Annotated in this window: 22 protein-coding genes; 2 read left to right on the forward strand and 20 right to left on the reverse strand. The window is 48.2% G+C overall.

From position 1 onward, the window contains the following. Positions 1-25: 25 nt before the first annotated feature. The 17 genes from DXY03_RS05960 to gmd all read right to left on the reverse strand — a co-directional run bounded on the left by DXY03_RS05960 (position 26) and on the right by gmd (position 18,669). Positions 26-670 carry an acetyltransferase gene (locus DXY03_RS05960; RefSeq protein ID WP_115009604.1) on the reverse strand — a complete coding sequence of 215 codons (645 nt, stop codon included), beginning with the start codon at positions 668-670 and terminating at the stop codon, positions 26-28. After that, positions 670-1,293 (reverse strand): sugar transferase, encoded by a 624-nt coding sequence (locus tag DXY03_RS05965; protein ID WP_115009605.1) that lies wholly within the window; start codon positions 1,291-1,293, stop codon positions 670-672. Before DXY03_RS05965 ends, DXY03_RS05960 begins: the two co-directional genes overlap by 1 nt. Positions 1,294-1,318: 25 nt before the next feature. Continuing rightward, positions 1,319-2,548, reverse strand: coding sequence for a glycosyltransferase family 4 protein (locus tag DXY03_RS05970; protein WP_115009606.1), 1,230 nt, complete (start codon positions 2,546-2,548; stop codon positions 1,319-1,321). Between the two features lie 310 nt (positions 2,549-2,858). Next, positions 2,859-3,983: a glycosyltransferase family 4 protein gene (locus tag DXY03_RS05975; protein ID WP_206749727.1), complete on the reverse strand. Its 1,125-nt coding sequence runs from the start codon at positions 3,981-3,983 to the stop codon at positions 2,859-2,861. Positions 3,984-4,455: 472 nt separating this feature from the next. Then, a complete protein-coding gene (locus tag DXY03_RS05980) occupies positions 4,456-5,325 on the reverse strand; it encodes a glycosyltransferase family 2 protein (RefSeq protein ID WP_115009608.1) in 870 nt (289 codons plus the stop codon). Between the two features lie 63 nt (positions 5,326-5,388). Next, complete coding sequence (locus DXY03_RS05985) at positions 5,389-6,297, reverse strand: glycosyltransferase family 2 protein (RefSeq protein WP_115009609.1); 909 nt, start codon at positions 6,295-6,297, stop codon at positions 5,389-5,391. A gap of 128 nt (positions 6,298-6,425) precedes the next feature. After that, positions 6,426-7,181 (reverse strand): bifunctional 2-polyprenyl-6-hydroxyphenol methylase/3-demethylubiquinol 3-O-methyltransferase UbiG, encoded by a 756-nt coding sequence (locus DXY03_RS05990; RefSeq protein WP_136987653.1) that lies wholly within the window; start codon positions 7,179-7,181, stop codon positions 6,426-6,428. 24 nt (positions 7,182-7,205) lie between these two features. Beyond that, positions 7,206-8,258 carry a hypothetical protein gene (locus DXY03_RS11850; RefSeq protein ID WP_136987654.1) on the reverse strand — a complete coding sequence of 351 codons (1,053 nt, stop codon included), beginning with the start codon at positions 8,256-8,258 and terminating at the stop codon, positions 7,206-7,208. Further along, positions 8,255-9,046 (reverse strand): glycosyltransferase family 2 protein, encoded by a 792-nt coding sequence (locus tag DXY03_RS05995; RefSeq protein WP_115009611.1) that lies wholly within the window; start codon positions 9,044-9,046, stop codon positions 8,255-8,257. The genes DXY03_RS11850 and DXY03_RS05995 overlap by 4 nt, the downstream gene beginning before the upstream one ends. A gap of 833 nt (positions 9,047-9,879) precedes the next feature. After that, on the reverse strand, positions 9,880-10,959 hold the full coding sequence (locus DXY03_RS06000; RefSeq protein WP_115009612.1) for a sulfotransferase: 1,080 nt from the start codon (positions 10,957-10,959) through the stop codon (positions 9,880-9,882). A 17-nt stretch (positions 10,960-10,976) separates the two neighbouring features. Then, positions 10,977-12,269 (reverse strand): lipopolysaccharide biosynthesis protein, encoded by a 1,293-nt coding sequence (locus tag DXY03_RS06005; protein ID WP_115009613.1) that lies wholly within the window; start codon positions 12,267-12,269, stop codon positions 10,977-10,979. A 39-nt stretch (positions 12,270-12,308) separates the two neighbouring features. Continuing rightward, positions 12,309-13,418: a Gfo/Idh/MocA family protein gene (locus DXY03_RS06010; RefSeq protein WP_115009614.1), complete on the reverse strand. Its 1,110-nt coding sequence runs from the start codon at positions 13,416-13,418 to the stop codon at positions 12,309-12,311. A 32-nt stretch (positions 13,419-13,450) separates the two neighbouring features. Continuing rightward, a complete protein-coding gene (locus tag DXY03_RS06015) occupies positions 13,451-14,779 on the reverse strand; it encodes a nucleotide sugar dehydrogenase (RefSeq protein WP_115009615.1) in 1,329 nt (442 codons plus the stop codon). Positions 14,780-14,781: 2 nt separating this feature from the next. Beyond that, the gene (locus DXY03_RS06020; RefSeq protein ID WP_115009616.1) at positions 14,782-15,933 is read right to left on the reverse strand and encodes a DegT/DnrJ/EryC1/StrS aminotransferase family protein; all 1,152 of its coding nucleotides are present in this window, start codon (positions 15,931-15,933) and stop codon (positions 14,782-14,784) included. A 3-nt stretch (positions 15,934-15,936) separates the two neighbouring features. Beyond that, positions 15,937-16,530: an acyltransferase gene (locus DXY03_RS06025; protein WP_115009617.1), complete on the reverse strand. Its 594-nt coding sequence runs from the start codon at positions 16,528-16,530 to the stop codon at positions 15,937-15,939. A gap of 52 nt (positions 16,531-16,582) precedes the next feature. Beyond that, positions 16,583-17,554, reverse strand: coding sequence for a GDP-L-fucose synthase (locus DXY03_RS06030; RefSeq protein ID WP_115009618.1), 972 nt, complete (start codon positions 17,552-17,554; stop codon positions 16,583-16,585). Next, a complete protein-coding gene (gene gmd / locus DXY03_RS06035; protein WP_115009619.1) occupies positions 17,551-18,669 on the reverse strand; it encodes a GDP-mannose 4,6-dehydratase in 1,119 nt (372 codons plus the stop codon). Before gmd ends, DXY03_RS06030 begins: the two co-directional genes overlap by 4 nt. Positions 18,670-18,885: 216 nt before the next feature. Between gmd and galE the strand changes: the two genes are divergently transcribed. Both galE and selD read left to right on the forward strand, forming a co-directional pair. Beyond that, a complete protein-coding gene (gene galE / locus DXY03_RS06040) occupies positions 18,886-19,920 on the forward strand; it encodes a UDP-glucose 4-epimerase GalE (protein WP_115009620.1) in 1,035 nt (344 codons plus the stop codon). A 20-nt stretch (positions 19,921-19,940) separates the two neighbouring features. Then, a complete protein-coding gene (gene selD / locus DXY03_RS06045; RefSeq protein WP_115009964.1) occupies positions 19,941-22,124 on the forward strand; it encodes a selenide, water dikinase SelD in 2,184 nt (727 codons plus the stop codon). A gap of 137 nt (positions 22,125-22,261) precedes the next feature. Here the strand turns inward: selD and DXY03_RS06050 are convergent, their stop codons facing one another. From DXY03_RS06050 to DXY03_RS06055, 3 genes are all read right to left on the reverse strand, one after another. Further along, positions 22,262-22,585: a hypothetical protein gene (locus DXY03_RS06050; protein ID WP_136987655.1), complete on the reverse strand. Its 324-nt coding sequence runs from the start codon at positions 22,583-22,585 to the stop codon at positions 22,262-22,264. Between the two features lie 270 nt (positions 22,586-22,855). Further along, entirely contained in the window at positions 22,856-23,218 is a 363-nt protein-coding gene (locus DXY03_RS11855) for a hypothetical protein (RefSeq protein ID WP_136987656.1), read from the reverse strand. A 152-nt stretch (positions 23,219-23,370) separates the two neighbouring features. Beyond that, positions 23,371-24,636 (reverse strand): CCA tRNA nucleotidyltransferase, encoded by a 1,266-nt coding sequence (locus DXY03_RS06055; protein WP_115009965.1) that lies wholly within the window; start codon positions 24,634-24,636, stop codon positions 23,371-23,373. Positions 24,637-24,639: the final 3 nt, after the last annotated feature.

Here is a 24,639-nt window from a genome sequence, read left to right on the forward strand (position 1 = left end):
GCGATGAACAAATGAAAATGAGTAACTAGGAGGTGGGCAACTCCCTAGCCGGCACCCCCACGGCGGTGACGCCGTCAGGCAGGTCACGCACTACAGCAGCTCCTGCTCCAACAATGACATCGGAACCGATGCGGATTCGTTGAATCACCGATGAACCGATACCAATCCAGCTGCGGTCACCAACCTGCACTTCGCCCGCCAAGCGAGCACCAGGGCAGATGTGGACACCATCACCAATTAGTACGTCGTGGTCGACCGAGCAACAATTATTGAGAATGACACCTCTACCAATCACGGTCTGGGACTGGATGACGGCCTGTGCACAAACCACTGAACCAGCATTCAGCTGAGCCGACGGCGACACCCAGGCAGTGGGGTGAGATAGAACGGGAAGGTGAAAGCCAACCGAGGCGAGGCGCGTCAGCCATTGCAAGCGCAAAGAAGCATTACCGATGGCCACAAGCGCATTTGGATATTGCTGGCGAATATGGGGATCAAGGGAAACAGCCAAAGGGCCAATCACTGGCCAGCCAAGTTGATCGGGTAATGGAGCAAGAGTGCTCCAACGGTCATCAAGAAAGGCAATGCTGCTGTAAAGACCTGAGGCCAAGGCAGTTTCAGCAACGACCAGGGCATGACCACCGGCGCCAAGTAGAAGTAAGCCTGCCATCAGCGCGGCTCGGAATCCACACAAGAGCCCGTGAAGGGCACCGTGGTGGCTTCTCCAGGGGCAGAGACTCCTTCGCGACGGATAACCTTCCAAATAGTGATGAGAAAAATGCGAAGATCCAGCCAGAAGCTCTGGTGATCCACGTACCAGACATCGAGGATGAACTTCTCATCCCAGGAGAGAGCATTGCGACCATTAATTTGAGCCAGACCACTGAAACCAGGCTTGACGTCATGGCGGCGGGACTGGTCGGGGGAATAAAAATCCAGATACTGCATAAGAAGCGGCCGCGGGCCAATAAAGCTCATCTCACCACGAAGGATATTGAGTAGTTCGGGTAGCTCATCGATAGAGGTATCGCGTAACCAACGACCGAATGGCGTAAGTCTCTGGACATCGGGTAGAAGAGCGCCTGAGGAATCACGAATATTGGTCATAGTACGGAATTTGAGCAACTGAAAGGGACGCTCGCGATAGCCAGGCCGCTGCTGGGTAAAAAACACAGGAGAACCCAAGCGCCAACGAACTATAAATACGACAACAATAAGCAATGGCGATAAAACAATTAGAGAAAATAAGGCCACGAAAAAGTCAAGGAAAGATTTTAAGCGGAAGTAAAACATTTAACAAACAAGCAAAAATCTAGAGTTAAAGGCAACCATTCATGATTTTGGCAAGTTTGTACGCCAAGAAACGTGAATCATGATGCTGTTCCACATAGGTCCTTCCAGCTTTTCCCATCTTATTACGCACAACAGGATCGAGTTGCGCCATACGGACAAAAGCGTCAGCTAAAGCAGAGACATCACCCGGACCAACGCTAAAACCTGCACCAGCCTCAGCAATAGGGTTATTAACAGCACCGCTAGCAATTATCACAGGCTTACTTGCCGCCATATAGTCATACAACTTATTCAGACTGATGCCATAGTTGTATAAGGGAGAATCCATTAAAGCAACGACAAAACAATCGGCTTCTGCTGCTAAGGAAGGAATATCTTTTTTCATAACTGGTTTTTCAAATATGACATTTGTAAGCTTCAGACGAACAGCCAAAGATTCAAGGGAAGACTTCATTGGGCCATCTCCGATAAGCCTTAAACGGACTAGTGGTGGATTGTCTCGCTCAGAAAGTGCATGCATGGCATACAAAAGAGTCTCCAAACTGTTAGCCAAACCAAAAGAACCGAAATACATCAAGCACAATCCATCTCGATCTCGATAGCTGGGTTTTTGTGACAAATCCCATCGAGAAAGATCAACACCGTTAGGAACCCAATAAACCCGATCTCGCTTAATACCAAATCGCTGAATATAACGATAGGCGTTGGGAAGAAGTGTGATAATGGCATTGGATTTATGATAAAGAAAAGCCTCAAGCTTACGAAGAAGGATTGCAGCAATACCACGATTCCGTAGCTTGCCAAAGTCAATTAATGTTTGAGGCCAAAGATCTCTAACCTCAAATATGAAAGGTACTCGGTACTTCCTAGACAATAAGTACGCCGACCAAACAGCAAAAGGATGAACGCTTGATCCAATAATCAAGTCAGGGGGTGGCAAGAGGCGAACAGGCCTTGGCTTAAGCAACTGTATTGAGAATATAAGCATGTTCAAAATGCGACCAAGACCATTTCCTTTATAAGAGGGTGCAAACAACCAAAGAAAAGGTACCCTCTCAACGGTATCAAGTCGAAATGTCTGATTACTATCTAATCGTTGATGACCAGTATGGTGTTCTGTGCTCGCAGCTAAAATAAATGGTTTCCATCCGTATTCCGGGAGAAATTGAGAGAGTTGAAAATGTCGAGTTCCACCTGGACCAGAGGGTGTTTGTGCATAGTGGTTAACAATCCAGACGTTTTTTTTGGATTTCATGCGCAGAACAGCGAGCGGAAAACGTTAACGGAGCGAGGCGTATAGAGTCGAGAATTGAAAAGTTGCATTGCGTTCAAATTTATAATAAGCAATATAGGATGATACCAAATAACCAACACAAAAAGACACAAGCCAAATGACTAAGGCCAAAGGCAAAAGCAAGAAAAAAATAAACATATAATAGACAAATTATTTGAGCAACCTAAATAAAATAAGTTCACCTAGAAGGAGGACGGAAAGGTGGTGGGGGAATAACAGGTCTAAAGCTGAAGGAGCCAGTCATAAACCGAAAGACACGCAAAGGCAATAACTAATTAGAATAGAGGGATAAATATTTCTTTGCAATATGGCTCCAAAGGAAGGGATGCAAAAAGTCGTTGTGCATCAAGCTAACAGAATCAAGCCTGTAAAATAAGCAACGAATTCCTCTAGCGATATCTGATATTGATGATGGATTAACTAGTTCTACAACAGAATTAGGTGGAAAAAAACCATCAATACCCTGTCCTTTAGAGCATAAGACAGGAAGACCCTGTGACAATGCCTCTAAATACACTAATCCAAAAGTTTCGGTAATGGATGGCATTAGAAAAAGATCATGGTTTTGATATATGGTCTTCAGATAGTCATGATCATCTATCCGACCTAAATAGTTAACCCATGATCTCGACATCAAGAATTTAAGATACAGTGAGTTAACAAAATTATTCTTTTTGCTCCAGCCACCAACTATTGTCAATGAAATAGGGAATGAATAATTACGCAAGAGTTGAATAGCTCGGATAAGTCTTACTAAGTTTTTGTTAGGTGAAAAATCTCCAACATATAAAGCCTGAATACTAGGGTTTTTAACAGTAATCTGAGAGAGTCTAGGCGAGACAGTATTAAGCCAGGAAGGAGAAATTCCATTACTAATTACAACTGACTTAGCATCAATAACCTTAGAAAGGGCAGGTGGCAAATCAGAAAGAAATTTCTCCTTATAGGATGGTGTCAAAAATACAACATGCTTGGCGCATGCAAGTATTTCATGCATAAATGGATCCAAGTCTCTTCTGTACTTTTTATAGACGTTTAGATCGGTATTTCGAATTGTACAAATAAAGGGTATAGAGAATTTTTTGTAAAGATCGAGAGCAACACCTCCATCTGTATACAGAAAATGCGCATGAATAATAGTAATAGAGGAAAGATCTATACTATCAATTAGAGACTGGCAAGTGTCGCGAATTCTCTGTCGAAAAAAGATAGAGTGGTAATATCTTAATAGATTAGGAGAAAAGAATTGACCGGTCAAATACTCAGGAATTACAATTTTATTTATATTTGTTTTCCTCAAAGGTGTAAAAATAGTCTGCTTTATACCAAATGCGTGAAGAGCATCAACCAATTCGAGATACAACTTAGAAAAAACAAAAGAAGAACTGATGTGCAAAACGTGAGCCACACTGATTACCTCGTTGAAAGTTATGTATCAGAACTAAAGAGAAAGGATGAGAAACTGTGGACGGGGAAAGCTAATAAAAACAACTGAATAGAAGAGGTCGATAATTAATTTTTAAAAAAAAGGACTATGGAAATAAGTATATTAATAGGATGAGAGCTCTCAAGTGTATTCAAATAATTGAATATGAAGCAAAAGGGAAAAATATTGTGTGAATTGCCCTATTTGCACCATAAGGTCGACATCCTAGTTATGTCAAGTTAGTTTGAATAAGAAATGAATGAAAATAACGGGAGAAAAGCCAAAAAGGAATAGCTTGCCGCCTGCAGGGACGGGGATGACCATTGGCATCGACAACAGACACAAGAGACCAAGGATAAAGTATTTTAGAGCGATTAAAATAAATAATTGCGAGAAAGATAGGCAAGTCCTTAGGATTCATAAATATATTAGGGAGGAGAGCTTAAAGAGCGTGCTTTTTAATTCTATAGAGTATAAACTTGAAAGGCAAAGAAATGTAAGGCAGAAGGAATAATATAAACCATGCAGCACCTCCATGGCTACGGTAATAATGAAACCGAGAGTTTATTGGCTGGTGCTTAGCTGAACACAGAGTTCGATAGGAATCTAGTAAGGAAGAGGAAGCTAAGAGCCAGTTTTCTTTATGAAAGTTGCGTGAACAAGTACCGACATAAGAGTTGGATAAGTTGATATAAAAACCACGCTTCCGTGCTCGGAGACCAAAGTCATAATCGGCACCACCATGAATAAAGTAAGCGGGAATAAACTCAATTGTATTTAGAATATGAAATGGAATAAGTGCACTATTCATATTTAATGTATCTAGAGAAAGAGACTGAGTTTTATGTGGTTCTACTAAAGAAAACTTTAATGGGTGCAGCCATGAGGAACGACGGAGACCACCATAGGTCACTTGATTAGTTATACCATCGCAAAAAGCACCAACAACTATATGACTGTTGGGATCATGAAAAGACTGGCTGAGTTTAAGAAGCTCGTAAATTGCATTCGAGAAAAGATTAATATCATCATTATAGACATACAGGTAGTCTATAGAAAATATATTGTCAGTAATATAATTCCAACCAAGCCGCATTGAACCTGACCAATACAAATCACCATTTCCCTTAAGAACATGAACAGAAGGGAATCGTGATTCCACAGCTTCGAGAGTACCATCACTGCTATTGTCGTCAACAAGTACATGCACTAGCTCAACAGACGATAAAAGAGTTTGCCTGTGGAGCGAAGCTAAAGATTCAAGAGTATATTTTTTTCGATTAAATGAGGAAGCAAGTGTAACAATCTTCACGGTAAAGGAAAAAAGGGGGCTAGATCAGAAGATGAGAAAAGAGTAAGAAAATACTTTTTACCACTAAGGCTGAAAAGATTTAAACTGATTACAGGTTCGGTAGCCAAAATATTTTTTGAACACTTTAATCAGGCAAAATAAACCCAAGTACGGTGCTTTATAGAAACGTAGAAATACATTTAACCAATCACTCCTCTGAATGGAAAACTGCAGAAATCGAAAATCAAGATATTGCTGATAACACATGCAAAAATGAATGTAAAAATCAATTGAGAAATTCCGGGTTAAAAGAGGTTGCCATGCTTCTAGTGAATGAGATATGCCCTGCCTTCTAGATGTTTCCAAGGTGGTGAGGCGAGATACACTAGAATCAGTATTTGTTATGGGAACAATTCCCCATGCGACGCTAACCAATGGATTAATGGTAGTCAGTGAAATCCACAAATCATGGTCAACTCCAGACTTAATGATTGGATTGTATCCACCTATTTTTTTTAAGACACAAGATCTATAAGCTTGACCGCTAACAGGAGGAGTAACACCGGCGTACATTATTTCCTTAAGTGTAGGAAGGCTTGGAAAGAGGTGATACCAAGATTTCTGATATAATTTAGGTAAAGCAATTACAACATTAGCATCCGAATAAGTAAGAGATCGGACAAAAGCTTCGGCTAAAGTAGAGGGCCATATATCATCATCATCACAAAATGAGAAATAATCTCCAGTCGAAGCCTCAAGTGCTGTATTCCTAGCCGAAGCCAGACCCATATTTACAGGGTGACGAATAAACTTGGCACAGTGCAACGAGAGCTCATTAAAAATCTCCGTTGGAGGGCTGTCAGAAGATGCATCATCGACCAAAATAATCTCGATGTGCTTATATGTACTTTTAGAAACAGCTCTTACTGCCTGAAGACAACTAGTCCACCGATTGAAAGTTGTAATGGCTATAGAAATGACAGGATTACTCATACATGAGTCACAAAGAGCTATAAAACAAACAGAAGATTTGCTTAATCATACAATAGATGCTATGCAGTTGCAAACTTCAGCAGATGTTTTATTGAGAAAATCACGATAACAAAGATTTCACATATATGTTAATTGGAACGGGGTTGAGCGACTATTAAAAGTCTATTGGAATCACTTTCATCTAGATTATTTGAATCACTTTCTATTTTTTTGAACAAAAGGTAGTTCAAATATGGATGAGTAATTCTGTAGGTATCAGAGTGGTACCCCATTGCCTTTAAAAGCAATGAATTAATTATGGATCGCTTGTCAAAGGGCTGAATATTGACGATATCGAAGTATGGAGAAAGTATATCTCTTATTGAGGTTGAATTAAAATGCTGATAATGCTTGCTATTGCATGGTTTATTTAAATGCGGCACGGTAAATATCAAAAAACCTTTAGCCTCGACTAAATCAGCAGCTGAAGCAAGAAATTTAGGAAGATATTCCGGAGGAATATGCTCAATAACTTCAATTAAGGTACAAATTTCAAATCTTTGGTCTAGGGACTCATTTGTGATGTCAAGGCAGACATATTCGATAGATGGATTCAAAGCACAAGCCAAGCTAATTGCTGATTTTGAATAATCGACTCCTTTTAATCTAATATCGGGAAATTTTTCTTTAACTTCACGAAGAAAACGACCATCTCCGCATCCAATGTCTAAAAGTGAGTTAAACTGATACAGTTTTAAATTTGAAAGAACTAAATTTAAGCCTAAGATATAATTCATTCCCCAGGACCAATCAATATATTGCGAAAAATAATTAGATTGGAGTCTGGGAATATAATGATAAGGAAGGTTGTACTCAGACTCCTGAATCTGCTGCTGAGAGGACAAAGAATTAATCACTTAAACAACAAACTAATCAATTTTTAATATGCTAAATGGGTTAGTGCCTAATTCATATGGTATTTCATATTTCTTTTCAACAAAGCCAATTTTTTTGTTAATCAGTGCAAGCCAAGCTGGTTGATCATCTTGCACTTCTCTTCTTTTGCTAACAGCAACTAAAAGATGCTCATCTGATATTAATTCAACACCACGAAGAAAACCTTTTTTGGGATCGCAAACCTGAACTCTTTTAAAGTTGGCTGATTTAAGATCAGTACTTCTATGAATATTGTCAGCCCATGACACAATTCCATTACTAGATTCAGTTAACAAATAGGTGTTGTTTCTCAAGCATCCATCATGTGGACCTTTTAATCCTTTAAGCAATATTTGTTTACTATAAATAGATCGAACTTCGCCAGGGTTTTTTAAAGTTACCAAGATATCATCATCAAATTCACAAATATAATTAGGGTGTACTACGTGAGGCCTCATGAAAGCGAAACGAAAATCTATTGATCTTGCCCTAAATAATGCTGGCAAGAAGTATTTTTGAAGACCAGGCAATATTATTTTTTTAGATAACTTTTTGTATCTAATATCCTCAAGAGTAGGATTAATTGTCAGAGAACAGTCTCTTGGAAATATTTTTTGTTTTATCGATGAAGCTGTCTGAGCCAATATACGAAATAGGTCCTTTTGCTGTAACAAATGAATTGATTTATTGGGCCTCATATCTTTGTCGAGGACTTCAATAGTATCTAAGCCCGTATTAGCTACAAAGTATTTGTTATGATAATCACTCCAATGAGTGTAATGCGCATCATTTAAAAACTTATACGTGAAAGATTGGCTGCTTAATAAACTCTTAGATAAAATATGGATTTGAGCTTCACTGGTGATAAGATATCCAAGAGGGCTTTCAACAAGCCCCAAAAATCCTTTAGTGCTTTCACCATAAATGTTATTTTCTTTGCTAAAAGCAATATCAAACTGTTCATTATCTAAATCAAAGGATAAAAGACTCATGTGAGAGCTAAAATAACATCCGCCTCCTATAGTAATTAAAATCTTAGATGTCATGACAACCCCCTTACTAAAGCAGCGATAACACGCCTAAGTCTTACAAATAAAGCAGCAGGATGTATGCAGAAAAGAAGCCAATGCTTTTTGATTAGATATAGGTTAGTTTGTGCGACAAGAAAAGATGATATGTTTGAATGAATCGGAGTCATTCTTTTGAAAGTATGCGAAATGTCTATAGTCGAGGTTGGCTCTGGTAATGTATTAATTGAAAAACCTGAAAGTACTATTCTACGAAATAGGTCTGAATCTGTTCCTTTTCTCTGGCAGACATCCATTCCACCGACTTTTATCCAAGCTTCCCGAGAAAGCAATGCTGTTGATCCACAAATAAAGCTACCGCTTGATAAGAGTTGGTCAACGCGAATATAATTATTTGAACTTAATTGGATGGGCTTAACAAGCTCTTGACGTGTATTTCCTAGTTCAACCCAATAAGACCCCACAATTGCAATATTTTTTGATTTATCAAATAGCTGAAGCTGCTTATAGAGCTTAAGATTATCATTCCAATAATCATCATCACCTAGCAAGGCAATATGGTCACCACTTGAATAAGAAAAACCGAAATTTGTTGAGTATGCAACTTTCGAGTTCTGAGGAGTTTTGACTAATTTAATTTTATTTTCATACTCAGAATGTAAAGCTGCAAAGGTATTGTCAGTAGAGCAATCATCTACGACAATCAATTCAAAGTCAACATTTTTTTGACTCAGAACACTATCAATCGCACGCTTTACTAAAGGATATCTATTGAAGGTGCAAATAATTACTGAGCAGGCAGTCACTGGTACAAGGTCAAAATGTTAAAGGATTGAGCCAATCCTAGACACTATTTTAGCATAAAGAGCGGTCAAAAAAGTAACTCTAAAGCATAGGACGTATGCAACGTAGTACAAACTAGAGACACACCAGTAATGCAAAATGAAAGGCCAAAAGAAATAAGTAGCACATCGCAAAGAGATATGGTGGTAATATGTACGCAATTCCTTTCTAATTATTGTTAGAAATAGTATTGAACAACTGGGAACAACCATTCTAGGTTCCCCTATCGGGGTGGTCAGAGGCTCCTGAGGGCAGACCCGGCAGAGTATCTGGCAAGAACATCTAGCAACTCGTCGATAGATGACCGCTCCAGGTAATCACGACAAACGAACAGTGTGACCTAAAAGACAGTCAGTGCTACAAGAGCCGAGGGAATACTGTATACATATTGGTGTAATTGACGTAATACTCCAACTAAAGACTTAGGCTTGGCTAAACTTGGGAAAGCAATCAACTTCTGCTGCAACTAAGAAGTTGTTTTGGGCATTGCACTAACCCCCCGACTAAACCGACGTTGAGGACCTAAGAATCTACAAACCTGAGATGTGAGCACCACAACAGTGAATATGAGCGAATACATGAATTACAAGTAAAAGAGAGTATCCAGGCGGACGTATAGCCCTTGCCTAACCGAGGTTAATAACAACTGTCATGGCTAGAATGAGCCCCTCTCCATTTAGTCAAAGGAAAACAAGATGCGTTGGCGTCCCTCATTGATGAACTTGTGAGCAAACAGACGCATAATACTTCGTAGCATTCATTACAAAAACTATCAACGATAATGGTTTTGGAGAAATCACTCTACCTCCAAAAAGTTTTGCCTTGCATAAAATATTTTGGTAGCTAGTTTTGGTCTTGAGCGAAGAGATTTGAGATAAATTTTGGCATCAGACACTGTTCTTCTTGAGGCAAAAGTTATTGAGCTAAAAGCCTGAAAGCTCGGCTCTTTCGCAAGCACAGGATCAAGATCGGAAGTAGTTACACAAGTATAGGAGTATTTATCCATTAATTCGGCCAATGTTGGAGCAGATTTAAAACCGTAGAGATTTAAAGCATGTTTAGACAATCGACAATTAAGCATGTTTTGCACAATCTGATAAGCATCTCTCGAAATATTATTATTCGCCGACTTAATAACTCCATAAGCAGTTCTTTTCCATGTCTTCACGGTACGACGAGAAACAAGCTTTCTATAGGGGTTAGAAAGATAATTCTCCAGAATATTATTTTTATCACTCCATCCTGGAATGATATTTAGTGATGATGATATATTTTCTAGGGCTGTGACTGGATTGTCTACAATATTTTCGTACTTGAGTACCGTAATTGCCTTTCCTGCTGAGGCTATATTTTCAATTACTGTTCCACACTGGAGCCATGCTGCTGCTGCACTATAAGGAGAATAACCTCTTTTCAGCATGGAAGTAATAACGTAATATGGATTTCTTATTATAAATATAAATCCTAAAACGCTATTCAGTCTCAAAATATCAGGTGAAAAAACTGCATTGGTAGGAGTCTTTTCAAAGAAAAGAGAGTTAGACGGTTTACCTCTTAAAGCAAAATATCTCTGTATTATTCGGTCAAGAAAATCATCGGAGCAGGAAGACTGATTCCAAAGTTGTTTGAAAATAGAAGGATTAATGCCATACTCACAAAGTCCATCCCAGTCAATATATAATGAACGCTTACAGATATCTCGTGAAATAAAAGCGCTGCAAAGTTCAAGTTTTCCTAACTGCGGCAACTGACTAAGAGCTGTGAGCAAAGAAGTTTCTGATCCGCAAGTGTAGAAGGGCTGTCCATCTATGATATCTGCCAAAAGAGTACTTCCTGAACTGGGAGCAGAACCGATAGCAACAATATTTTGAGTCATTGAAGAGCAAAAATGAATCAATCTTCTAGCTGAATCATAGCAGTGGACTTAAGAAGAAATACATATACAACTAAGTAACCAACCATTGAGCAGAAGGAAAAAAGTGCAATTGAACCATCAAAACCAATGGAATGGGCAAGAAAATAAACGGGAAGAACCTTTAAAGTGACAATAATAATCTGAGCCAATAAGTGAGTTTTTACATTGCCGCTTGCAATAAAACCCATACTGAGGGGTTTGACAACAATAGTACCCAAGAAAAGAGGAATTAACAATGGAATCAAAGCGCTAGCAGATGACCACTTTTGGCCGAATATTATAGGAATCAACGGAACCAAAACCAGACAATATATTATTGATAAAGCAATTCCGAGAGACAACAACTTGCGACTGACCTTTATAATTAATGGATAGAGGGTGTTTGAGTGATTGTGTTGTGTCGCTTCACTCAAAAAAACCTTACCAACTGCATTACCAATCAAACCAGCCGGCAAAAGCAACAAACGTTGGGATAACGCCAATAAACCTACCTGTGATGATTGAAAAGTAGATGCAATAATTAGAATTGGAAGTTTGTTCCCAAAAGTATTTATTAATCCAGCTGGAGAACTATAAATACCAAAATGGCTATATTTCTTTAGTGTCTGAAATAATAAACTAGGGCTGATATTTGACCACTTCCACAAATCTTCGGAGTTACGCAGGATCGATAAAGAGCCTGCACTCTGACTAACGATCTGGCCAAACAAAAGGCCTATAACACCCATTGGGAAAGCAGCAAGATTAGTGGCAACACCGAAGATACCTTGTCTAAACTTAGTTCGAGCTAACAAATCAAACTGCTTGCAACGAATTGCCCAATAGCTCAAGGGAGAATAAATGCCGGTCAACAACACTCCCAGAGGCAAGAGCCACAAAAGAGACTTAATTTCAGGCTCGTTTAACCAGCTGACGAGGTAATCCCCAAGCAACAGTACTAACAATGCAGTAAGCAAAGTGCTGATTAGAACTAACACAAAGCAGAGCCACACTAAAGCAATAGCATCATCTTCATCTTCTGGTACAGAAATCGCCAGCTCATAGCGCAGACTGCTCACTACATTCAATACAGAGAGAATGGATGACAACACAGCTACAATCCCAAAGTTTTCAGGGCTATAAAGCCGTGTCAATAGTGGTATTGCAGCGACTGAGAATATCTGACTACCAGCGCTACCCTTAACTAATTTTAGAACATTTCTACTCGAAGCCGATAATGGTTTCAAGCTTAGTTTTATGGACTTAATTGTTCGCCTTGAGATAGATATCATAATATGATATAGCTCAAAAAGAATACGCTGCGTATAACATTAGGTTTCCAAAGGTAAGTGGATTACCTTCTGCTCTCTGGCCGAGCGATAAGCAGCACTCAGAAGTTCCAAACTCAATAGGCCCTGCTGACCATCACACAGAGCTTCGGCTTTTCCTTGCAAAGCATCAAGCATATTGGCGTAATAAGGCGGATGCCCAAAACCGTAAATACTCGTTGTCTCATAGCTGGCTTGTTCCACCAATGCGTCGTCATCGCTGTCATCAGCAAAAATCCAATGCTCAATCTGGTTTACAGCAGGGCCACCAATTTTCACGGTACCGGTCTCACCCAGCAAGGTAATCGAACCCTCCAAGTTCTTGGGGTAAGTGAGCATCGTCACCGCCATCGTGCCCAATGCCCCGTTCTTCCAATGCAACTGAATAGCAGCTGTATCTTCCGCCTCAATTTGCCGCCCTAGCGTTGCAATTGATGCACTTAAACTTTCAACAGGACCTACTAGCCAATCAAGAAGATCGATGTAGTGACTGGCCTGGTTCATCAAAGCACCACCATCTAATGCCCAAGTTCCACGCCAGCTATCTTGATCGTAATAACTCTGCGGACGTTGCCAGAAGACATTCACAGACACCATCGCCAACTGACCAAAACGGCCAGCCTGCAATTGCTTTTTAACAAGCTGAAGAGTGCTATTGAATCTATTTTGCTTCACAACAAATAAACGAACACCTGCAGCTTCACAAGCCCTGACCATCTCGACTCCATCTTCCCAGCGAGTTGCCATGGGCTTTTCGGTACACACGTGAACACCAATCTCTGCTGCTGCGATGGTTTGAGCTGGATGCAGACCACTGGGAGTAGTTAGGACAACTAAATCAACCGCGATCGAACCAGACTTAACAGCATCAAGAAAGGTGTCATATCCAATGAATTGCTCTGGGCTATTTGCAGCTGCAGGATATTCCCGGACAGCCTCAGTTACCAACTGCTGAGCAGAATCAAGTCTTTCCTGCTCAGTATCACAAATAGCAACAAGCTCTGCCCGCTCATAATGAAGAGCAATCGCTTTGATGTGATTGCGACTGATGCGCCCACAACCAACCAATGCGATTCGAATGCGTCGGCCGTTGATTAAATAGGCAGAAGTCATAGCAAGAAGACAATTAGACGAGAGAACTTAGGTCAAGCTCTGATAATTCTTGAATTTGGCACAAACTTTCCACGAGTATCTATCACCAATTGGCTGGAAGACTGAATCAGCTTGTAATCGAAAGCGTCATGGTCGGTTGCGAGTAATACCACATCGTATAAAGCAACAACATCGGCAGAGAGACTAACGCTCTGCAGTTCAAATTGATGCTTGCGCATCTTTGGAAAGCTTGGGAAAAAAGGATCGCTATAGGCCAACTCAGCACCTTTCGCCTTCAAGAGTTCCATAAGCTCCACAGATGGCGACTCGCGCATATCATCCACATTTTTCTTATAGGCAATCCCTAACACCAACACCTTACTGCCCTTGAGAGGCTTGCCCACCTCATTAAGGGCATCCATCGTTTTCTCCAACACATAGGCAGGCATGCCGGAATTGATTTCGCCAGCAAGCTCAATAAACCGCGTGTGCATTCCATACTCACGTGCCTTCCATGTGAGATAAAAGGGGTCAATCGGAATACAATGTCCACCAAGACCAGGCCCTGGGTAATAAGGCACAAACCCAAAAGGTTTAGTGGCCGCAGCTCGGATCACTTCATATAGATCAATCCCCATGCGATCAGCAAGGGGTTTGAGTTCATTCATCAAGCCGATATTCACTGCTCGGTGAATGTTCTCAAGCAACTTGGTCATCTCAGCAGCACGGGTGCTGCTCACCTCCACCACTTTCGAGATCGCCTGTTCGTAGAGGGCCACCCCCACCGAACGGCAGCCGTCCGTGCTCCCTCCCATCACCTTGGGGATCGTGGCTGTATTGAAATAAGCATTACCTGGATCTTCCCGCTCCGGTGAATACACCAAGAACATATCTTCACCCACCGTGAAGCCCCGTTGCTCGATCAGGGGACGCAGCTCTTCTTCAGTGGTGCCTGGATAGGTCGTGCTCTCCAAGCTCAACACTTGACCTGCGCGTAGATGCGGAAGCAACCCCGCCATCGTGGCGCGAATGAAGCTGAGATCAGGCTCACGGTATTGATTAAGCGGTGTCGGCACACACAAGATCAGGGCATCGGCTTCTGCAGCCCTGGCGAAATCGGTCGTGGCCTCAAGCTTTTGCTGTCGCTTAGCGTGCGCGACCCGCTCACCGTCAATGTGCTCAATGTAGGTCTGGCCTTGATTGATGGCACTGGCTTTTGCTTGATCAATGTCAAGCCCTAATACTCGATAGCCCACTTCCGCATAGGTCAGTGCAAGTGGCAAGCCCACATAGCCCAAGCCCACAATGCCGATCAGGGCCTGGCGGCTGCGCAATTTCTCCAGCAACTCAGCCTGATGGGTCACGTTGGAAGAAAGGGACATTGTCATGCTGCTGAAGGGATCGAATTTTGCTGAACTGTTTGAGCCACGGCTTCCACAACCCGATCTTGGTCAGCTTCACTGAGCCAGGGATGCATAGGTAGGCTCAACACACGCTCACTAGCTGCCTGAGCAATGGGAGTGTGACAGCCACCACTACAGACGCTGTGCTCGCAACGCAGAGCTGGTTGCTGGCATAGAAGCGTGGGGTAGTGGACAGCCGTGGGAATCCCCTTCTGTTTGAGTGCAGCTTGCACATCGTCCCGCTTATCCAGCTGCACTGTGTATTGCGCATACACACTGGTGTTCCCTGACATCAGCTGTGGAGTTGTAGTGACTCCAGCGTCATGCAGCTTGCGGCTGTAAGCCGCACCGATGTGACCACGAGCCTCCACTTCCTTGGCAAAGTTGGGCCATTTTCCCAGCAAAATCGCGGCCTGCAGAGTGTCGATTCGGCCATTGACACCTATGTCGGTGTGGTAGTAACGCTTTTCCTGGCCATGTCGCGATATTCGCCGCATGCGATCGGCCAACTCAGGGTCTTCGGTAAAGCAGGCACCTCCATCGCCATAACCCCCGAAAGGCTTGGAAGGGAAAAAGCTAGTAGTTCCAATTGTGCTCAAGCCGCAACTGCGTCGGCCCTGCTGCTCGCTGCCAAAGCTCTGAGCACCGTCTTCGATCACCGCCAAGCCATGGCGATCAGCAATGGCATTGATGGCAGGAAAATCAGCTGGTTGCCCATACAAGCTCACCGGAATGATCGCCTTGGTGCGTTTGTTGATAACCGGTTCCAACTTGCCAGCATCAAGGTTGTAAGTGACAGGATCAATATCCACGTAAACCGGCGTCGCACCCAACACGGCAATCGTTTCTGAGGTGGAAATGAACGAAAAGGGGGTGGTGATCACCTCGTCGCCGGCCTGAACCCCAAGCGCCATGAGAGCAATGAGCAAAGCATCAGTGCCACTAGCCAAGGCAATGCAGTACTCCACGCCCACGTAGGCGGCGAGGGTTGCCTCCAACTCATCCACCTCGGGTCCAAGGATGTAGCGGCCATGATTAAGAACCGCAGCGATGCGGCAATCCACTGCTTCACGGATCGTTTGACCGTTCTGCAGTCGCTGGCGTTGCTGCGCTGCCAAGTCAATGAACTGCATCGCTCAAGCAGGAGTGTGGGTGAGATATTGATCGAGAAGTTGGTAATTATCACCGGTATGTGGACAGGTCCAAGCACCGGTGCCCTGAATCGGGAGATCCACACGTTCGCCATAGGCGCTCATCCAGCCGATCTGTTTCGCAGGCACCCCCACCATCAAGGCAAAAGGCTTCACATCACAGTTGACCACGGCCCCAGCACCAACAAATGCGTGGCGACCAATCCGTATGCCGCAAACGATCGTGCAATTCGCTCCAAGCGTTGCCCCTTGCTCCACAACCGTATTGAGGTACTCGTCCTTGCGACTCACGGCTGAACGCGGGTTATATACATTGGTAAACACCATGCTTGGGCCGCAAAAGACATCGTCTTCGAGAGTCACATTGTCGTACACCGAAACGTTGTTCTGAATCTTGACGTTGTTGCCGATCCTGACCTTATTTCCAACAAATACGTTCTGACCAAAAGAACAACGTTCGCCGATTACAGCCCCAGCACAAATATGCACCCAGTGCCATATACGGCTAGCCGCTCCAATAGTTGCCCCTTCATCGATCAGAGCCGTAGAGTGAATTTTTACAGAAGAATGAATCGACATCTTTGATTGAAACCTTGATACTGAATGACAAAAAGAGGCTTAAAAGAAGGCATCAACTAGAACGCACTCTCTCTTCCCTAATTGTTTCACAAAAATCTGCAACTGTGCTTTTGAGCCCATCCGCCAACTCAATTCGTGCTCGCCAACCCAGCCGAGCAAGACGGGTGACCTCCAGTTGTTTCTTCGGGGTGCCATCTGGTTTGCTGACATCCCATCGAATTTCATTTCGGAATCCCATCGCCTCAGCCACCGCTTCAGCCAGCGCGCGGATCGTCAGATCAACTCCGGTGCCAACGTTGAGGAAGGGCGGATCCTCCGGCCCTGGCTGCCAGCGCTCCAAGGCAAACGCGCAAGCATCACCAAGATCATCTACGTGGAGGAACTCTCTGAGCGGATTGCCCGTACCCCAACAGGTGACACTATTGAAATTCGCTTGAACTGCTTCATGAAAACGGCGGATCAGCGCCGGAAGCACATGGCTGTTTTGTGGGTGGTAATTATCACCTGGCCCATAGAGATTGGTGGGCATCAAACAAATCGCATCAAACCCATGCTGCTTGCGCAGTGCTTCGCAAAGCTTGATGCCAGCGATCTTGGCAATCGCATACCACTCATTCGTGGGCTCGAGAGGTCCGGTCAGCAGCGCCTCCTCCTTGATCGGCTGCTCAGCAAGCTTCGGATAAATGCAGCTGCTGCCCAAAAACAACAGGCGTCTCACCCCTGAACGCCAAGCTGTTTCAATCACATTGGTCTGGATCTTAAGGTTATCCAGCAGAAAATCCGCCGGGTAAGTGGCATTGGCATGAATGCCACCCACCTTCGCTGCGGCGAGGACAACCACAGTTGGCTGATGCTCAGCAAACCAACGCTGAACCGCCAATAGATCGAGAAGGTCGAGGTCTTGTCTACTGGGGGTGAGTTGCTGGTGATAGCCGGCGCGATTCAAAGCGCGGCTGATGGCACCGCCCGCCATGCCCCGGGCACCAAAGATCGCAAAGCGATCATTGAGGTTGATCAACGTCATTCCCGTGTCGCAACCACAGCAAAGCCCTTGCGCTTGAGATACGCCTCCTTCTTCGCTTCCTCAACGTCAGTCGCCACCATCTCAGCCACCAGTTCTTCCAGGGTTGTTGTCGGCGTCCAGCCCAGTTTCTCCTTGGCTTTGCTTGGATCACCCAACAGGGTCTCGACCTCCGCAGGACGGAAGTAGCGCGGATCGATGCGCACCACTACTTCACCGGTGTCGCCGCGGCGGCCCACTTCAGTGGTGCCTTCACCATCCCATTGCATTGGGCCCCAGCCCAGCTGCTGCGCTGTGAGCTCAATGAAGCGACGAACGCTCTCCTGGCGGCCGGTGGCGATCACGAAATCCTCGGGCTGCTCCTGCTGCAGCATCAGCCACTGCATTTCGACGTAGTCGCGAGCATGGCCCCAGTCGCGCAGCGAGTCGAGATTACCCATATAGAGGCAGTCGTCCAGACCGGCATCGACCCGCGCCAGTCCACGCGTGATCTTGCGCGTCACAAACGTTTCCCCACGCCGCGGACTCTCGTGGTTGAACAGCACCCCGTTGCAGGCATACATCCCGTAGCTCTCGCGGTAGTTCACCGTGATCCAGTAGGCATAGAGCTTCGCCACCCCATAAGGGCTGCGCGGGTAGAACGGCGTGCTCTCCTTCTGCGGGATCTCCTGCACCAGGCCGTAGAGCTCACTGGTGCTGGCCTGATAGATCCGTGTTGTCTCCGTTAACCCAAGAATTCGTACCGCCTCCAGGATCCGCAGCGTGCCCAGCGCATCACTATTGGCGGTGTATTCCGGGCTCTCAAAGCTCACCGCCACATGGCTTTGAGCACCGAGGTTGTAGATCTCACCCGGCCGCACCTGCTGAATGATCCGGATCAGATTGGTGCTGTCGGTGAGATCGCCGTAGTGCAGCACCAGGCGAGGATCACTTTCGTGGGGATCCTGATAAAGATGATCAATCCGGCTGGTGTTGAACGAGGAGGCTCGCCGCTTGATCCCATGCACTTGATACCCCTTCTCCAGCAGGAGCTCCGCCAGGTAACTGCCGTCCTGCCCTGTGATGCCAGTGATCAGTGCGGTTTTGGCCGTAGAGGAAGCAGAAGCAGAAAAGGGCATTGAGGGAGTCGGAGAACAAGCAGGCATGAAACGCCTGCAGGCAGTCACAGCAGATGGGAGCAGAGCTCAACCGTCTCGGCCGTGACGTTCATGCTTGAAGCCTCGCACGGCTCTTCTCGCTCGCTTCAGGCGTCAAACCCAGACCAACAATCAACTCATGGCCTTGAGGGGCAGGAATGCCCCTGAGCTAAGACTTGATCACTCAAGAGTGCAGCGATGGCCAGTGTGCTCATCACCGGCGGAGCCGGCTTCATCGGTAGCCACACCTGTGTGGTGCTGCTCGAGGCTGGCCATGAACTCGTGGTGCTCGACGACTTCTCCAACAGCTCCCCAGTGGCTCTTGAGAGGGCGCAGCTGCTGGGAGGAGGCTCCATCCGTTGCGTTCGCGGAGACATCCGCGACCCGGCGTGCCTCAACGCAATCTTTGCAAACGCACAGGCAGCTGATACGCCGATCGAGGCCGTGATTCACTTCGCTGGATTGAAAGCCGTGGGTGAATCCGTAGCCGAGCCGCTGCGCTACTGGGATGTGAACCTCTGCGGTTCTCGGACGCTGGTCGCAGCCATGGATGCGCACCACTGCAGAACGCTGGTGTTCAGCAGCACAAGCACCATCTATGGAGAACCCACACGGTTTCCGCTGGTGGAAACCATGGCTCCAGCGCCGATCCATCCCTATGCCCAGAGCAAATGGGCGGTAGAGCAGCTGCTCAATGCCCTGGCGGCCACAGGCTCCTGGCGCATCGCCAACCTGCGCTACTTCAACCCCGTAGGCGCTCATCCATCCGGGCAGATCGGCGAAGACCCCCTCGGCATCCCCAACAACCTGTTTCCGTTCATCACCCAGATCGCCGCCGGGCGACTGGAGAGCCTGAGGGTCTTCGGGAACGACTACCCCACCCACGATGGCACCGGCATTCGCGACTACCTGCATGTGATGGATCTGGCCGAGGCCCATGCCCATGCCCTCGACCATCTGCTGAGCGCCGCGCCGGAGACCGCCCTCACCCTCAACCTCGGCACTGGCCAAGGTCTCTCCGTGCTCGATGTGGTGCATGGCTTTGAGCAAGCCACGGGTATCTCCATCCTCTACAGCATTTGTGCCCGTCGCCCCGGCGACGTGCCGCGCCTGGAATGCTCTCCGCAGTTGGCTGAGCAAACCCTGGGCTGGACAGCCAAGCGCTCTCTCGCGGACATGTGCCGCGATGGCTGGGCCTGGCAATCTGCCAACCCCCATGGCTACCGCCGGTGACCCCCACCACCAGCCAGTTGATGCTGGCGGGCGGAGGGCACAGCCATGCCCTGCTGCTGCGCCGTTGGGCGATGCATCCCAGGCATCGGCCCAAAGGGTTGATCACCCTGGTAAACCGATCGAGCACCACCCTTTACTCCGGGATGGTGCCGGGGCTGATCGCAGGCCTTTACAGCCGTGATCAGGTCGCTATCGATCTGCGCCGGCTTGCCGCAGATGCAGGCGTGGCCTTTGTGGAGGCGGAGATCCAGGGTCTCGAACTCACCGGCCAGACCCTGAGGCTCGCGAGCCGGCCGCCTTTGCCCTTCACTCAGCTGAGCCTGGATGTGGGCGCCATCAGCCGCCCCATCACTACGGATCAATGCTTGCCCGCAGCTGGTTGGGTTCCCATCAAGCCCCTGGAGCCGGCCTTGGCGTTCCTCGACAGCCAGGACGCCAACAGCTCGGAACCTTTCCATGTGCTGGGCTCTGGCCTGGCAGGGGTGGAAGTGGCCCTCGCCCTCAGGCAGCGCTGGCCTCAGCGCCCCATTCACCTACTGGCACGCCAAGGCCGCCTCGATCAACACCTGGACCAAGCCCTTCAGGATGCTGACGTGAGCATCGTGCACCAACCAGCAGGGGCTCCAGCAGCCCATGCTCTGGCAACGATCTCAGCCGGCCTGATCTGCAGCGGCACCCGCGCTCCTGGCTGGCTCGCCGCCAGTGGCCTGCACTGCTGCCCCCAGAGCGGCCGTGTGCTCACCAACAACCAGCTCCAGGTGATCGAGCACCCAAACATCTTTGCGAGCGGCGACTGCGGCCTGATCGGCACGGACCGGCGGCCACCCTCGGGAGTGTGGGCCGTGCGGGCAGCCATCCCCTTAGGCCGCAACCTCAAGGCTGCCTGTCAAAACCAGCCCCTGCGTCGATGGACACCGCAGCGAAAAGCGCTGCAGCTGCTGGGGGGATTCCAAGCAGGCCGCCCCACCGCCTGGGCTCTTTGGGGTTCTATCGTGCTCGGCCCCCACCCGCTGCTTTGGCACTGGAAACAACGCATCGACCGGCGCTTCATGCAGCACTTCCGGCCCTCCGCCATGAGCAAAACACAAGCAAGCGCCGATGGTGATCCAATGCTCTGCCGCGGCTGTGCCGCCAAACTACCCGCCGCTACCCTCGAAGCGGCCCTGTCCTCCGCAGGAGTGGGCGGCTTGGCGACAGCCCCGGAGGATGCCGCTGTAATCCCAACCGACGCACTTGGACAAAAAACACCACTGCTGCAAAGCGTGGATGGCTTTCCTGCTCTAGTCAGCGATCCCTGGCTCAATGGCCGTCTCACCGCCCTGCATGCCTGTTCCGACCTCTGGGCCTGTGGCGCCTGCGTGCAGTCAGCCCAGGCGGTGATCACCCTGCCCCTGGCACCAGCGAGCATTCAGCAACAGCTGCTGGCCCAGACCATCTCCGGAATCCGCTCGGCCCTGGTCCCCCAGAAAGCGATGCTGATCGGTGGGCACACTCTGGAAGACCGCAATCCAGCTCCTGATCCCTGCAGCCTGGGCCTGCAGCTGGCGCTGACCGTGCAGGGCTCACCCCGCCGCAACCTCTGGCCCAAGCGCGCACTCCAAGCAGGCGACCAGTTGTTGCTCAGCCGCCCGCTGGGCACCGGCGTGCTGTTCGCCGCCGCCATGACTGGAGCCGCCCGCCCCGAGGATCTCGACACCGCCCTCTGCCAGATGCAAACCAGCCAGCACAGCATGGTGGAGCAGCTGAGCGCTCTGGAGCAGCACCATCCCGGTCACCTCCATGCCGCCACCGATATCACCGGCTTCGGGTTGCTGGGCCACCTCGGTGAAATGCTCGGCGACACAGCCAAAGATCGAGAGCGGCTGCAGGTACAGCTGGACGCCAATCGCATTCCGGCTCTACCTGGGGCGCTGGCACTGCTAGCTGCTGGCTATACAAGCAGCCTCGCACCGGCTAACCGGCGCGCCTGGTCACTGCTGGATGCCCCAGCATCAGCTAAGCAGCCTGCTCCCGTTGGCCTTCACCTTGCTCAACAAAAAGCCGATCACAAGCATCACAGGGCCCTACTGGAGCTCCTCATTGACCCCCAAACCTGCGGGCCGCTCCTGATCAGCGTGACCCCGACCTTTGCTGCAGACCTCCTGAGCCAACCGGGTCACAGTTGGCACACCATTGGCCGAGTTAGCCAACTACCGATGAACTGAGCTCCTCAGGCAGCGGCATACCGATGAGCAAAACCCCACAGCCTGAGCATTGCTCATCTGACTAATCAACAAACGTGCTTCTTCAAGAGTCCTGGCGGAATTGAACCCCGGCTCCACCACCACCAACCAAGGGTTAGCTAATCGCGTGGATCCAAACTCAAAACGGCTGACAACAGGGATTCGGCGCTCTCGAACGGGAAGTGCGCTCCACCCTGCTGCAGCAGCAACTGCGTGAGAGGCGCCACCACTTCATGCTGGCGGGCAATGCTCAACACCCTCCAAGACAACGTTTGGTTCAGCTGAGTGGCCAACTGACCCACCAAAACCGGCACGGCCGGAGAAGTCCAAGGAACAGCGGGCAAACCAAAGCGCAGGAGGTGGCCGAGGCGACGCAGCAGCTCCACCTGGGAAAACACTCGGTTGCTACGCCGATCAGCGACCAACGCACTGCCAGCGCCCACGACCAGCCCCCCCCTAGCAAGCCAAGGAACAGTGAACGGGGGAATGGACTTCGGACAACCATCTCGGTTGGTTTCTCGAAACGAATCCAGTCAGGGCCAAAAAAAGGTTTGATGCCATTGACAGAGGCCTTGTTCGCCATTTCCAGCGTCATGCTTTTCTAGATTCGCGTTAATCCATCCAGAATTTTCGGAGCCAGAACTGAAGGTCCAACAACGCTCAAATGAAGGCGAGCAAGACTTTTTCTTTTCCTTTTTTGTCGTACTTAAAATTTACAATGCTGCAATACTGTCATTGAGGCTTGGCAATAGGGAACTATTTTTAACAAGTCGAATTAACGCTTGACGCACTGATTGGATCTCACTGTAACAAGAAAATCTTTCCACAGATGACTCTTTGAAGACGCTCTGTTGTCGACTTCTTGAGAAACAAGGGCCCTGGGCCACATCCAAGATCAGGCCGCTCTGCACTTGCGGAGCCAAACGTGGCTTGGAGGAGACAGCTCCAACCGCCAGCGCCAATCCCAAGAGGCCACCACCAAAAACCCAGCGCCAGCGGCGTTGGGCGGCAGCAAACATTTCTAGAAGATCGATCTCATCGTCGCCTGGAGGTAAATTTGTCTGAGGATTCGACATCTATATAAGGCCTTTCCCAAACTTCTCACACAACTAATCTAATTCCAAGACCACCACATTGATCTAAATCAATAATCAACTCGATCAGACCAGCCGTGAATCAAGGATCTTGGGCCAATCCCGACATCTTCAGGGCAAGTGGAAGAGCTGATTTATTGCAACTGCTCCAACCGTTGCCAGCGCAAGCGACGGAGCTCCTCGCCCAGGGCAGGGCCTGGCTTCCAACCCTGAGCCATCAAGTCCTTCGCGGTGACAGCGGCCTGCAGATGGCGCCAACGGCCCCACCAGCGAAGCAGAGGTTTCCACAGGGCACCATCAGCTGCCTGCTGAGCCAGGACACATACAGCGTGGGCCACGGCCTCGGGCGCCCAGCCCTGTCGCTCGAGAGCTTGTGTCCAATCCGCTGCCGACCACGCCGACACCTGCTCAGGTCTCACCTCAGCCAGCCAAGCCAACAAACAGTGCTGCTGCTGCAGCACCCGCTGCTGCTGAAGAGGCAATTGCAACCGCGCGGCCAAGGCAATCGGGTCAGCAGCACCGGCCACCAACGCCGTCAGCAACGGCAAACCGAGGCGTTGTGCCTGGCCCAGGCGTCGCAGAATCCGACCATCAGATTGCAAGCCGGGGTCCAGCAATTCAAGACCTCGCCACGCCTGAAGGAGTTTTAACGCTTGGGGCCAGGGTTCTCGTGCCAGAAGCAACTCGAGCTCCATGCGCAAACGCGTTGCAAGAGCCGGTGGCGCCTGCTCCGGCGGATCACCGACATGCCATTTCCATGGCCAGACCTCCAGCGTGTCAGTGATCTGTTTAGCGGCGTCTGGAGCCAGGGAAAAATCCAAACGGGCCCCATAGCGAGCAGCACGGACAACCCGCGTGGGGTCGTCCGCCACGCTAGTGCCATGCAAGAAAGCCAGCTGTCGGCGCGCCAAGTGGTCTTGACCACCATGGAGATCCAGCAGCCGCTGGTGCACTGATCGTTGAGGCGACACTGCATTGAGCGGCAACTCGAGAGCAAGTGCATTGACTGTGAAATCACGACGAGCCAGATCGAGCTCCAGCAGGCCCTCCTCCACCACAGGATTAACTCCGGGTGCTGGGTAATGCTCCTTGCGAGCTGCGGCTAAATCCAACCGCACCCCATCCAGCGTTAACTCCACTGTTCCGTAATTGCCATGCACACGCAGCTCGGACACCCGTTCTGCACCACAGCGATGCAGGAGATGACGAGCCAAAGCCTCAGCTGAACCCTCAAACACAAGATCGAGATCGGGCAGACCCCGCCAGGGGTCTTGGTACTGATGGTGGAGGAGAGCATCGCGTACAGCCCCGCCCACCAACGCCAGACGCGTTACCCCAGAAGCGCGGGCAGCATCCTGCACGGTGCTGAGTAGATCCGCAGGGATACCGGACAGCTCCACGAG

It is taken from the genome of Synechococcus sp. N5 (assembly GCF_900473925.1).
In the GTDB taxonomy this organism is placed as follows: Bacteria; Cyanobacteriota; Cyanobacteriia; order PCC-6307; family Cyanobiaceae; genus Parasynechococcus.

Bases quoted from the DNA above. Each gene is read 5' to 3' on its own strand.
- DXY03_RS05960 (WP_115009604.1), bottom strand. From the start codon at position 670: ATGGCAGGCTTACTTCTACTTGGCGCCGGTGGTCATGCCCTGGTCGTT.
- DXY03_RS05965 (WP_115009605.1), bottom strand. From the start codon at position 1,293: ATGTTTTACTTCCGCTTAAAATCTTTCCTTGACTTTTTCGTGGCCTTA.
- DXY03_RS05970 (WP_115009606.1), bottom strand. From the start codon at position 2,548: ATGAAATCCAAAAAAAACGTCTGGATTGTTAACCACTATGCACAAACA.
- DXY03_RS05985 (WP_115009609.1), bottom strand. From the start codon at position 6,297: ATGAGTAATCCTGTCATTTCTATAGCCATTACAACTTTCAATCGGTGG.
- DXY03_RS11850 (WP_136987654.1), bottom strand. From the start codon at position 8,258: ATGACATCTAAGATTTTAATTACTATAGGAGGCGGATGTTATTTTAGC.
- DXY03_RS06000 (WP_115009612.1), bottom strand. From the start codon at position 10,959: ATGACTCAAAATATTGTTGCTATCGGTTCTGCTCCCAGTTCAGGAAGT.
- DXY03_RS06005 (WP_115009613.1), bottom strand. From the start codon at position 12,269: ATGATATCTATCTCAAGGCGAACAATTAAGTCCATAAAACTAAGCTTG.
- DXY03_RS06010 (WP_115009614.1), bottom strand. From the start codon at position 13,418: ATGACTTCTGCCTATTTAATCAACGGCCGACGCATTCGAATCGCATTG.
- DXY03_RS06015 (WP_115009615.1), bottom strand. From the start codon at position 14,779: ATGTCCCTTTCTTCCAACGTGACCCATCAGGCTGAGTTGCTGGAGAAA.
- DXY03_RS06020 (WP_115009616.1), bottom strand. From the start codon at position 15,933: ATGCAGTTCATTGACTTGGCAGCGCAGCAACGCCAGCGACTGCAGAAC.
- DXY03_RS06025 (WP_115009617.1), bottom strand. From the start codon at position 16,530: ATGTCGATTCATTCTTCTGTAAAAATTCACTCTACGGCTCTGATCGAT.
- DXY03_RS06030 (WP_115009618.1), bottom strand. From the start codon at position 17,554: ATGACGTTGATCAACCTCAATGATCGCTTTGCGATCTTTGGTGCCCGG.
- gmd (WP_115009619.1), bottom strand. From the start codon at position 18,669: ATGCCCTTTTCTGCTTCTGCTTCCTCTACGGCCAAAACCGCACTGATC.
- galE (WP_115009620.1), top strand. From the start codon at position 18,886: ATGGCCAGTGTGCTCATCACCGGCGGAGCCGGCTTCATCGGTAGCCAC.
- selD (WP_115009964.1), top strand. From the start codon at position 19,941: ATGCTGGCGGGCGGAGGGCACAGCCATGCCCTGCTGCTGCGCCGTTGG.
- DXY03_RS11855 (WP_136987656.1), bottom strand. From the start codon at position 23,218: ATGTCGAATCCTCAGACAAATTTACCTCCAGGCGACGATGAGATCGAT.